This window comes from Selenomonas sp. oral taxon 920 (assembly GCF_001717585.1).
Taxonomy (GTDB): Bacteria; Bacillota; Negativicutes; order Selenomonadales; family Selenomonadaceae; genus Centipeda.
In genome coordinates, this window is sequence record NZ_CP017042.1 from 796,759 (window position 1) to 809,946 (window position 13,188).

4 protein-coding genes are annotated in these 13,188 nt (G+C 59.1%); all 4 read left to right on the plus strand.

Annotation, left to right across the window (positions count from 1 at the left end):
- Window positions 1-13: 13 nt before the first annotated feature.
- The 4 genes from BCS37_RS03735 (at window position 14) to dnaK (ending at window position 13,180) form a co-directional block, all read left to right on the plus strand.
- Window positions 14-9,469 (plus strand): two-partner secretion domain-containing protein, encoded by a 9,456-nt coding sequence (locus BCS37_RS03735; RefSeq protein ID WP_069180218.1) that lies wholly within the window; start codon window positions 14-16, stop codon window positions 9,467-9,469.
- A 210-nt stretch (window positions 9,470-9,679) separates the two neighbouring features.
- Window positions 9,680-10,714 carry a heat-inducible transcriptional repressor HrcA gene (gene hrcA, locus BCS37_RS03740; protein WP_069180219.1) on the plus strand — a complete coding sequence of 345 codons (1,035 nt, stop codon included), beginning with the start codon at window positions 9,680-9,682 and terminating at the stop codon, window positions 10,712-10,714.
- Window positions 10,708-11,280 carry a nucleotide exchange factor GrpE gene (gene grpE / locus BCS37_RS03745; RefSeq protein WP_069180220.1) on the plus strand — a complete coding sequence of 191 codons (573 nt, stop codon included), beginning with the start codon at window positions 10,708-10,710 and terminating at the stop codon, window positions 11,278-11,280. The genes hrcA and grpE overlap by 7 nt, the downstream gene beginning before the upstream one ends.
- A gap of 40 nt (window positions 11,281-11,320) precedes the next feature.
- Entirely contained in the window at window positions 11,321-13,180 is a 1,860-nt protein-coding gene (gene dnaK, locus BCS37_RS03750; protein WP_069180221.1) for a molecular chaperone DnaK, read from the plus strand.
- The last annotated feature ends 8 nt before the right edge of the window (window positions 13,181-13,188 follow it).

Sequence of the window (13,188 nt, forward strand, 5' to 3'; positions counted from 1 at the left end):
AAGGGGTATCAATATGAGCATGATGAGAAAACAGCGTCGCGGGCGTATGCGCCGCAGCGTCGGTATATTAGCGGCGGGCGCCATGATGGTAAGCGGCATGAATCACGCGATGGCGCTGCCGCAGGGCGGACAGGTCGCGGCAGGTGCTGCAGAGATTGCCGCATCGCAGACAGAGATGGCGATTCATCAGGCAACGCAGAACGCCGTTATCAACTGGAATTCGTTCAATATCGGTGCGGGCGAGCGCGTCAATATCCATCAGCCGAATGCACAGGCAGCGCTGCTGAACCGTGTGCTCGGAGGGAATCCCTCTGAGATATTCGGCACGCTCTCGGCGAACGGCCGCGTTTTCCTCGTCAACCCTGCGGGCGTGCTCTTTGCGCCCGGTGCACAGGTGGATGCAGGCTCAATTGTTGCCTCCACGATGAACATTACCAATGCTGACTTTATGGCGGGGAAGTACGCCTTTGTCGGTACACCGAATGACGGCAAGGTAATCAACCGCGCCTCGCTCATTGCAAAAAATGAGGGAACGGTAGCCCTTCTCGGCAAGGATGTTGTGAACGAGGGCGTTATTGTTGCGAAGAAGGGCGCGGCAGTCCTTGCATCGGGTGAAGCTGTGTCGCTTGACTTCAACGGCGACGGCAAGGTTTCGGTCGTCCCGACGAGAGCGGCGATGGAGCAGGCGGTTACGAATAAAGGTCTCGTCGAAGCGGACGGAGGTCTCGTTTTCATGTCTGCAGCGACGGGTGATGCACTGACGCGCTCGGCGGTCAATCAGGAGGGGATCGTACGTGCCGCGAGCCTTGACGGACGTGCGGGCACAGTTCGTATGACGGCAAACGATGTGCGTCTTTCCTCCGGCAGTGTGACGGATGTGAGCGGTGCGCAGGGCGGTACGGTGGAGATCGGCGGCGGCTGGCAGGGCACGGGCGACCTCGCACATGCGCAGAACGTCACGATCGAGCGCGGTGCGGCGGTACGTGCGGACGCCACACAAGCGGGGAACGCAGGCGGCACGGTCGCCGTCTGGTCGGACGGCATGACCCAGTTCGCGGGCGAGATCACGGCACGCGGCAAGGGAACGGGCGTGGGCGGTGCGGTCGAGACCTCGGGTGCACAGGTGCAGATCACGGGTGCAGTCAACGCTTCGTCCGAGACGGGAAAGGCGGGTGAATGGCTGATCGACCCAGGTGATATCGAGGTCAAGACCCGTATCGCAGGCGATCCGGAAAAAGGGTCAATGGCAGACGTACAGACGGTCACCAATTCGCTGAACGGCGGCACATCCGTCAGCATCCAGACGGCGAACCTTACGGGGCCGAACGACAACTCCATTACCGTATCGGATGCCATCACCAAGACGGCGGGCGGCGATGCGACCCTTTCGCTCAAGGCAACGGGCAGTGTCAATATCAACGCCGATATCAGCTCGACGGCGGGCAAGCTGAATGTGGACATCACCTCCGACACGAACCACCGTGCGGGCGGCAGTGTCACTGTTGCAAGCGGCAAGAATATCACGACGCTCGGCGGCAATGTCAAGATCGGCGGCGGTCTCATGGACAGCGGCGTCGGCTTTGCCAACTCGCAGAGTGCGGGCGAGGCGGGCATCACGCTCGACCATGCCGTGATCAATACCACGGACGCAGGCGGTACGGCGGGCGGCAATGTCGAACTCGCGGGCAGCACGACGGCGGATGCGGCGGGCGTATCGCTCGCGGGTACGACGATTACGGCGGGCACGGGCAAGGTCACGCTGATCGGCAAGTCCACGGGAACCAATGCGGCGCTTGCCAAGGGAATCTCCATCGACAGCGGCTCAGGCATTACGACGCGCACGGTCGAGCTGCGCACGGATTCCATCGACCTCGCAGGGACGATCACGGGCGACAACGACCCGGCAGGCTCGGCAAAGGTCTGGACGCTCTCGGACGGCAAGACCATCAATTTCGGCACGGGTTCGGGCGGGCTTGATCTCGCAGGCGATACGTTCACGAGCACGGGAAAGATTCGGAACTTCTATAAGAATACAGTCGGCGACGCGAGCAAGGCGGCAAACATCAACGCCGGCGGCGTGACGGCGGGCAGCGATCTCGCCATCGATTCGGGTGCAGGTACGCTGACCGTCGGCGGCGCGGTAAATGTCGCCACAGGTCATGCGCTGACGCTTGGTTCGAAGAATGCCATCACAGGTGCGGGCGTCATCACTTCGGATGCGCTCGTGCTCGATGCGGCGGCTGCGACGGTGAACCTCACAGGAACGCATGCCGTCGGAAAGCTCGACGGCGCGGCGAAGGGACTGGCCTTCAAGAACGGCACGAATCTCAAGATCGGTGAAGATACGGGATTGACGACGGCAGCGGACGGTGCGGACATCGACGTCACGGGCGACCTCACGGTCGGTGCGCATGGCATCACGAACGGCGCGGGCGCGATGAAGCTCAAGGCGAGCGGCACGCTCAAGCTCGATGCGAATGCTGAGGTCAAGTCGACGGGCGCGGCGGCGACATCGCTCGAAGCGGCGGCGGTCAATTTTGACACGGCGAGCAAGGTGTCGACGGCTGGCGGCACGATCCATCTCAAGACGGATGCGCTGACGCTCCCCACGGGAGCGCAGGGCACTCTTTCGAGTGCAAACGGAAAAGTCACGGTTGAGACGAAGACGGCGGGCAAGACGATGTCTGTCGGTTCTTCGAGTGCCGCCGATCTTGATTTGCCGAATCTTGACTTTATCGATTCGGGCACGGGTGAAATCCACCTTGGCAATGATCAGACGGGAGCCGTCGAAGTCGGTACGGCGAATGTCAAGGCACCGCTGACGGCGGAATCTGCATCGACGATTAAGTTCACGGGTGTGCTCACGAATGCTAGCGGCAAGGATACGACATTCAAGGCGAATGCCGTTGACTTTGGCGCAGGTGCAAACCTCGCGGCGGGTGCGGGCACAATGACCATGGTGACGGATGGTATCACGAACTGGAACAATGTTACGTTTGCCGACACGGCGGGCGCGGGTACGTTTTCCGTGAAGCCGAAGACGGCGGGGAACTTTACCGTCGGAGGTACAGGTGGACTGGTATCGGACGATGGATTCGCAAAGCTCAAGGCGGGTAATTTCCACAATGTCAGCATTGGCGACAAGACGAACGCAGGAACGGCGACCATTGCGGGCATTTCGAGCGGCAATCTGCCGACGTATACGAGCATTCTGACGAACGGTGCACTCTCCATCACGGGCACGGTACACGGCGCAGCCGACGACACGCTTGCCCTGCATGGCGATGGTCTGACCCAGAGCGCACCGATTGAGGTTGGCAATCTGCTGCTTCTCGGCAAAGGCTCGATGGATCTCGGCACGCAGTCGAACAAGATCGAAAACATTGCTGCCGATATGTCGGACGGCAGTTTGAAGCTCAAGAACAGTGTCCACATGAAGGTCGCCGTCGTCGAAGACCGCACGGTAAATCCCGCGAAGAATGTCGATGGCCTCAAGACGAAATCGACGGATATCAAGATGGCGGCGGGGCAGAAGCTCACAGTCGAGGGCAAGCTGACCTCGACGGACGACACGAAGATTGAGGCAGATGACCTCGACCTTGGCAGCAATAAGGTCAATGTCGGTAAGCAGCTCACGCTCGAAAAGGCAAATAAGGCCCAGACCATCAGCATCGGTACAGGTGCGGGTGACTGGAATATTGACAATACGAACTACGGCAAGATCAAGATCGGCGGCGCAACGCAGACGGGCGATATCAACATCAAGGGGGCGACGTTCAAGAATCCGTCGGACATCGAGACAACGGGCAATGTCAAGCTTGAAGGCACGAACAAGGCGGGCGCGGACGGCAAGTCCGATATGAAGATCAAGGCGAGTACCGCCACTCTGCCGAACACAGGCGATACGCTCGCCGTCAAGAATCTGGAGCTCGACCTCTCGGGCGGGCTTGACCTCGGTGCAGGCAAGATCCTCGGGCAGAAGGACGGCAAGGTCAAGACCAGCGGTGTTCCCTCGGGGAAGGATATCTATATCAAGGACGATGCCGCCGGTGTGCCGTCCAATGGCTACCGCATTTCCTACCGTACGATCAATGACGTGCTGGATGGATTTGGCGGGTTCGATGTCGCGGGCGATCAGCATCTCTATTTCTACGGCGGAACGGTCAACAAGTCCATCAATGCGTCAGGCAAGCTCGGTGTCGAGGTGCGCGATAATCTCACCATCGAGGGTAAGGGAACGAAACTCACGATTGGCGCAGATACGTCGCAGGCGGGGCATGATCCCGCATCGGTCATCACCGGTGGTTTTACCGTCAAGCAGGGCAAGACCGTCCATGTGAAAGGCTTGGGCGCAACCCAGAAGGGCGAAGGCGCGGAAATCAATATCCAGACGGACGGAAAAATCGAGCTGGAACAGGGTGCCAAGCTGATGGTCGAGGGAAACTATGCACAGGCAACACTCAACGCACGAAACGACGATGTCGTTCTGAAGGACAACGCCAAAGTGCAGGTCGCCCCCGGCTCCACGCCCGTCTGGGTCGACGTGACGGGCAACAAGCTGCAGCTCGATGCGGGCGCACAGCTCGACTCGGGGACGGATACGCAGGGGGCGCTGCGCGTGCATACGGATGAGATCATCACGCCCGCAGCGGACGACAACACGACGAACATCACCGGCAAGAGCGGGCTCGTCATCACGCGCAAGACAGCGGGTGATCTGACGCTCAATAGTTCTGCGGCGGGTGCGGGACTCCACATCACGAGTGACCAGCTCAACGGCAAGCTCTTCGGCAATCAGTTCAGCGAGCTTGTTCTCGGCGACAACCGCAGCCAGACGGTTACGATCGACGGCCTTAAGGCAAATAATCGCGTCGTCGTCAAGACGGCGGAGACGGGCAAGGTCACAATCGGTGGAGGCGGTCTGAAGGTCGGCACGGACGGATCGGGCAAGCCCTACAATGTGACGCTGACGACGGGATCTATCGAGAACCCGACCGGCGGCAAAATGAATATTGGTGCGGGCAGTGCGCTGAACCTCTATACAAACAGCATCACGAACCTCACTCCGAGCAGCGGCAGTCCGTCCGTTACGGGCACGGGCACGCTCGGCATCGGCACGTACAATGGCTCGAAGACCATCGGGCTTGGCGACAGTGCGACGGGCGACCTTCAGCTGACGAACAATAAGTTCACACAGGTATTTGGTCCGGACTTTTCACATTACGCCATCGGCAATGGCACGCAGGGCACAATCAATGTGAAAAATTCTTCCCTCGGGAAGGACGTGACGCTGCAGGCGGATACGATCAACTTCGCAGGAGATATGACGCTCGCGGCGGGCAAGACGCTGACCGTCAACGCCAAGACATCGGCGAATCAGACGGCGGGCAAGATCACGGCGACGAATCTCGCCGCACTCGGCGGCAATATCGCACTTGAAAAGGATAATGAAATCGGCACACTTGCGGCAGATGCACTCTCCGTCAAGGTGAAGTCGGATGCGCTGACCATCGGGCAGATTACAACGCCTGAGGGCGCACCCGTTCCTTCACGTACGATCAAGGGGGTCAAGGCAGGTGAGTCGGGCGGCACGGCGGGCGACATTGCTCTCTCCGCCGACGCGATGACCTTTAACGAAGCAATTGAGGGCAAGGGCAATCTGACCATACAGCAGGCAACTGCCGCGACGAATCTGAACGTTGGCGCGGCGGGTACGGGACTGACGCTCTCCGAAAATCTCTTTGGCGGGAATAAGATCAAGGACGGCTTCAAGCATGTCTATCTCGGACGCGAAGATGCGACGGGCGCGACGAAGGTCGGCGGAACACTGAACTTCGTCGATCCAACGACGATCCGCTCAGGGAAAACTGCAGGCACAATGACGGTCGACGGTTCGGCAAAGATAGGGACGAACGGAAACGATCTCGCACTCGAATCGAAGGATCTGAGTACGGCGGCGGGAAGTTCCGTCGATACGGGCACGGGTGCACTCACGCTCAAGACCGACACGATCGACCTCAATGGAAAGATGAAGGGCAACAAGGCGCTCAACATCCTGCCAATGTCGCCCAATCGGGATGTCAAGCTCGGCGGCAATGTGAACGACCCGACGAAGCTCTCCCTGCTTGACAAGTATTTCAATGGCAACAACCGCCAGTTCTGGGAATACGAGATTATCAACATCGGCGACCGTGCGGGCGGCGGGCGGCTCTATCAGAGCGGCACGATTGATATGCCGTTCCGTGTCAACATCCAGCAGGCAATCACGAGCGGCTCGGGCGGCGTCAACATTTCGGGCACGATCAATACACACGGCAGGGACTATACCGTCGCCAGCCGCGAAGTCAACCTCGACGATGCACATATCAATGCAGACGGTGCTGACCGCAATCATGACGGCAATGTCGCCATCAATACGGACCAACTCAATACGGCGAACGGCAGTACGATCACGGGGCACGGAGATGTATCCTTTGATACCTATACGCCCGGCAAGACGCTCAACTTCGGCACCCCCGGGGGAGGCGGCACACCCTCGGGACTTGTCCTGCCATCCGACATCTTCAGCGGCACGGGCCTCTTGCAGAAGAACCCCGACGGCAAGGGATTTAAGAAGATCCGCATCGGCGGTCAGAATGCGGGGGATATCAAGGTCGGCAATGTCGATCTGCCCGAGGGACTTGCCGATGCCGTCTCCATCAAGACGGGCGGCAATGTGGTCTCGACGGGTGTCCTCAAATCCGTTCCGACACTTGAGGTGGAAGCAAACTCCGTGAACCTCACGGGTGCGAACGAGATCAAGAACCTTGGCAATATCACGTCTGCAACAGGTGTGAATGTCGAGACAAAGGGCGGCACGAACGTTACGGGCAAGATCACGGGCAACAACGCTCCGATCAACATTACAAACAAGAACGGCGGCAACGTTACGATTGCGCCCGGCGGACAGATCGTCGGCACGGGCACGTCCGATGTCGTCATCGAGGCACAGGGAGGTGCGTTCAAGAACAAGGGCGGCGCCAATGCCATCAAGACCGACCCCGGCCAGCGTTATGTCGTGCATACGGAGGATTCGGTTGAGAACGAGATCGACGGTCTCGTCTTCGAGTTCCGCAAATACGGCGTGGACTACAACAACCGCAGCGCCTTCCCTGTTCCGCCCGGCAAGAACGCCATGTTCTACAAGTATCAGCCGGAGCTGAAGTTCTACTCGACGCGCACCTACGGTGACGATAATTCGGCCTTCTTCAACTCGACGGCGGGCTTCCATATCCAAGACGACGGCAACCTCAAGCGCCGTGCGCTCGACAAGGATGAGGTTGACTATATTCGCGCCCATGTGATTGACTCGGGCACGCATAACTTCGGGACGACGAAGCTGACGAACGTCAATGCCGACATCAATACGGCGGACGGCACGGTCACGAACGCGGCGACCGATTCGGCCGTGCGCGCAGGTGCGCGTACCTACGGGTCGGATTCGACCGTTGCCAATGAGAAGATCACCTATCAGGGACACAACGATCTCAACTACAAGATCACGGTCGACTACCGCATTGTGCCGCGTGAAGTAACAGTTACGGGCAAGACGGAGACAGTCGACTATAACGGCAATCCGCACAATTACACCGGAATGAACGGCGTTACGTTCACAAACTTCGCGAACAGCCAGACCGCGGCAACAGCGGGCATTTCGGGGGCTGTTTCCTATACCCCGATTGCGGATGCGACGAAGACGACGGGCTTTGCGCAGGGCGCGATTCATGCGGGCGAGTACACGGTTGGCCTGGCAGGCAGCACGCTTGCGGCAAACAACTACAACTTCAAGTATGTGCCGGGCAAGCTGACGATCAAGCCGCGCGACATCCACTTTACCGCGCCGAATGGTACGCGCATCTATGGCGCTGCAAACAATACGGTGGCAATTCCGTCTCCGACTTATACGGGGACGCTTGCAACAGGCGACAGCTTTGCAAATTATACGGTCAGAGCGGTCGATGGCGGCGGTAATGCCGTTACGGAGCGTACGGGTGTCGGAAGCTATACGATGCAGGTCGAGAATGCAGCGCTTGCGCCGGGCAGCCGCGGCTACGCCTCGGACTATAACATCACATCGGCAAGCGGTACGCTGACCATTACGCCGCGTGCCTTGACCATCACGGCGGGCGATAAGCAGCGCGCCTACGGTGCGGACAACAGCACAGCAGGCTATGTGGGCGGCACGGCGAAGGTCAACGTCGCTGCGGCAACTGCAACGACGGGGCTTGTCAACGGCGACGCCATCGACGATGTGACGGAGACGATCGACCCGACGGCGACCGTCACGACGAATGCAGGAACGAGCGGCCTTTGGACAAAGGCGAGCGGGGCGCACTTCTCCTCGGGGACGGATGCGAACTATACCATCACTTACGTCGATGGGCATTTCAGCATCGTGCCGCGTGAGGTGCTTATCACGGCGGGCAGTGCTTCCCGTGACTACGGTGCGCCGAATCCTGTGGTAACCGCATATGCTGCAGAGCGCGGCGACCACACGACGGGGCGTGGGCTGCTCGCGGGCGATGATATCAGCGGTGTACAACTGTACTACGCGCCGAACATCAATGCATCGACTCCCGGCGGCATCTACGGATCGGCGATTCACGTTGATCCGACCAGTGTTATCTATACAGGTGCGACGAATCTCAGCAACTATCGCTTCCGCTATGCGCCGGGAACGCTGCGCATCGGTATGCGCGGCTTCGATATGAGTACGCCTGCAGGAACTGCCGTAACGACGAGCAGCACGGTGGCCGCGCAGAGCGGCACCGGCAGTGGAAATGCTTTCATGCAAAAGGGCATGCCGCAGTATAATGATCCGCAGCGCAGTCTGCAGCCGGATCATGTGACGGTCAGCCCGCCGCAGGATGTGGCACAGACAAACTGGGCAAATCGCGTCGTACTGACGGGGAGCGGCTCATCCGAGGCACATGATTTCGTCGAGCAGAAGGACGGCTCGTTCGGCTTCGATCTCGGGAAGACGCGCGGCAGCCGCGGCATCTATCATGAGGAGATTCCGGGCAATACTGCCGAGGCAATTCCTGTGCTCTTTACGGACGGCGGCTCGCGCGATCTTGACGGCATCTACTCCGTCAACTACAGTCCTGAAAAGTTGTCGATCAAGCCGTCGTCAAAGAAAGTGGACATTCCGGATCCGAAGGATATCCACAATACGTCGGAACAGGCGCTCAGCTTCCTCTACCAGACGAAAAGCGGTTCTTTCAAGGTGACGTTTGGCAACGGTATTGTGACACTCTACCCGCAGGATGAGGCGGCACTCGCGGTTGTTACGAATGAGGATCGCAAGGCGGAGCGTGCCATACTCGCCTCGGGACTTCTCACGGCGATTGAAGACCTTGGTGTGACTCCCGTGGAGATCCGCGCCGTCTACATCTTCAATGTGTTGAAGGGGCAGGTGGAAGAGGAGTAAAATTCCATAAAGCATATGCTGCTTAGGGCTGCTGCACGAAGATTTTAGTTTCGTGCAGCAGCCTTTCTAAAATCCTTTTGACTTTTTGTCATTTTGCTCTTGACTTTTTGCTTTTTACCGTGTATATTCAGTATAGCTTTTGATTAGCACTCAGTTTTAGAGAGTGCTAACAACGAGTGAGACGTCTTGAAAGGAGAGGAGAGAGGGTGAATGTCGGACGATCTGGACGCGCGCAAGAGTCAGATCCTGTGGGCGGTCGTCGATGACTATATTGCATCGGCGGAGCCGGTCGGATCGCGGACACTCGCGCGAAAATACAATCTCGGCATCAGCCCTGCCACCATTCGGAACGAGATGGCGGATCTCGAGATGCTCGGCTACCTCGAACATCCGCATACATCCGCTGGACGCATTCCATCGTCGAAGGGCTATCGGTTCTACGTCGACGGCTTGCAGCCTGTTGCACCGGTGACGGATGCCGAGAAGAAGAAGATTCACGATTGGTACAGCCGTCGCGTGCGGCGCCTTGACGAGGTCTTTCAGGAGACGGCACGGCTGATTGCGGATGTGACGCACAATGTATCACTCGTACTTGCGCCGCAGGCAGCACAGTCGACATTTCGTATGCTGCAGTTCCTTCCTCTCGACATGACGCACGCGATTGCCGTACTCATGACGGACGCGGGCTTCGTGGAGAACCGCATCGTTGAGATCCCTGACGGTGCGACATTCGCGGACTTTCAGCGCATGGCGGGGGCGGTCAATACGACGCTCTCGGGCAAGGCACTCAGCGATGTGACGAAGGCAGATATGCGCCGTGTGCGCGACGCCATCGGCGACGAATCCATTTTCGTCGCCGCGGTCGAGGTCATGCACAGAGCCCTTGAGGGACGATCTGACGATCGGCTCTACCTCGGCGGGACAGCGCAGCTTCTCGGCAACCCCGAGTTTCAAGATCTTGAGCGCGTCCGCGCGATGCTGCTCGTCCTTGAGCGTGAGGATCTCGTCAAGGACATTCTGCACACGCATGCGGGCGAGGGACTTGAGGTGACAATCGGGCGCGAGAACAAGAGCAGCACGTTCTGGGACAGCAGTTTCATCACGGCGACATACCATGTCGACGGCAGACTGCTCGGAACGATTGCCGTGCTCGGTCCGACGCGCATGGAGTACGCGAAGGCGATGCGCATACTGGACTATGTGAACACAAATCTGACAGAGATGATCTATCAGTTGAAATGGTAGGAGAGGTGAACGGCTTGCAGGAAAAGGAAGAGCTGACCGCAGAGGCGTGCGAAGAGCAGCCCGCAGAGGATGTGAGCGACGCGGAGGAGACTGGTGCACAGACTGTGGAGGATGCTGCAGAGACTCAGAACGATGTGCTTACAGCGGAACTGCAGGAAAAGAACGACCGCATTCTGCGCCTTCAGGCGGACTTTGAGAACTTTCGCCGCCGCACGGCGAAGGAGAAGGAGGAGCTCGCTGCCGTCATCACGCAGAACCTGCTCACGGATCTCCTGCCGCTGCTCGATAATTTCGAGCGGGCAATGGCGGTGGAACAGACGGATGTGGAGGCATTTCAAAAGGGTGTGGAGATGATCTTCACACAGCTCCGCGAGGTCATGGAAAAGCACGGGCTTGAACACATTGAGGCAGAGGGGCAGCCCTTCGACCCAAATGTACATCAGGCGGTCATGCGTGTCGAGAATCCCGATGTGGAGGACGGTACGATCACACAGGTATTGCAGAAGGGCTATCAGGCAAAGGGCAGGGTCATCCGCCCTGCGATGGTGCAGGTAGCCGGTAACTAACGACGTAAATAACATCTATAAGATTTTGGAGGAATATAAAATGGCTAAAGTAATTGGTATCGACCTTGGTACGACAAACTCTGTTGTCTCCGTCATGGAGGGCGGCGAACCGACTGTCATCACAAACCCTGAGGGCAGCCGCATCACGCCGTCCGTCGTGGGCTTTACGAAGGACGGGCAGCGCCTCGTCGGGCGTCTTGCGAAGAACCAGGCGGTCTCGAATCCTGACCGCACGATTTCGTCCATCAAGCGCCACATGGGCGAGGGCAACTATCACGTGACGATCGACGGAAAGAACTACACACCGCCCGAGATCTCCGCGATGATTCTGCAGAAGCTGAAGAGCGACGCAGAGGCATATCTCGGCGAAACGGTTTCGCAGGCGGTTATCACGGTCCCTGCGTACTTCAACGACAGTCAGCGTCAGGCGACAAAGGACGCGGGCAAGATCGCGGGTCTCGAAGTTCTGCGCATCATCAACGAGCCGACGGCGGCGGCGCTCGCCTACGGTCTCGACAAGGATCAGGATGAGACCGTGCTTGTCTTTGACCTCGGCGGCGGCACGTTCGACGTGTCCATCCTTGAGCTCAGCGAGGGCGTGTTCGAGGTCAAGGCGACGAACGGCGACACGGTGCTCGGCGGCGATGACTTCGACAAGAAGGTCATGGACTGGATGGTCGAGGAATTCAAGAAGGAGAACGGCATCGATCTCTCGCAGGACAAGATGAGCGCACAGCGTCTTATCGAGGCGGCGGAGAAGGCGAAGATCGAGCTCTCGAGCATGAGCCAGACGAACATCAACCTGCCGTTCATTACGGCAGATGCCACGGGACCGAAGCACCTTGATCTCACGCTCTCGCGCGCGAAGTTCGATGAGCTGACGGCGGATCTCGTGGAGCGCACGATGGTTCCGACGCGCAAGGCAATGGAGGATGCAGGACTTTCGGGCGGAGACATCGACAAGATCATCCTCGTCGGCGGTTCGTCCCGTATTCCCGCCGTGCAGGATGCGATCCGCAAGATCCTCGGCAAGGAGCCCTCGAAGGGCGTAAACCCCGATGAGTGCGTCTCCATCGGCGCAGCGATTCAGGGCGGCGTGCTTGTCGGCGAGGTCAAGGACGTGCTGCTCCTCGATGTTACGCCGCTCTCTCTCGGCATCGAGACGCTCGGCGGTGTCTGCACGAAGATCATCGACCGCAACACCACCATCCCGACATCGAAGAGCCAGGTGTTCTCCACCGCGGCGGACAATCAGCCGGGCGTTGAGATTCACGTCCTGCAGGGCGAGCGCGAGATGGCGGCGGGCAACAAGACGCTCGGACGCTTCCAGCTCACGGACATCCCGCCCGCACCGCGCGGCGTACCCCAGATCGAGGTCAAGTTCGACATCGACGCGAACGGCATTGTCAATGTGTCGGCGAAGGATCTCGGTACGGGCAAGGAGCAGAAGATCACAATCCAGTCCGACAGCGGCATGAGCAAAGAGGATATCGAGCGCATGGTCAAGGAGGCGGAGAGCCACGCCGCCGAGGACAAGAAGCAGCGGGAAGCCGTTGACGCGCGCAATGCGGGCGACAGCCTCGTCTATCAGGCGGAGAAGGCAATCAAGGATCTCGGCGAGAATGCCGATCAGACGCTCGTCTCCAAGACGCAGACTGCCGTTGACAAGCTGAAGGAAGCCCTCAAGGGTTCGGACATCGAGGCGATCAAGGCGGCGACCGAGGAAGCACGCCAGCCCCTCTACGAGCTCTCCACTGCAGCGTACCAGCAGGCACAGCAGGCAGCGGGCGCGGCAGGTGCAGCGCCGGGCGCGGATGCGAATGCGGGTGCACAGAGCGCACCGCAGGATGACAACGTCGTCGATGCGGAGTTCACCGAAGTCAAGGACGATAAGAAGTAAGGTGGTAT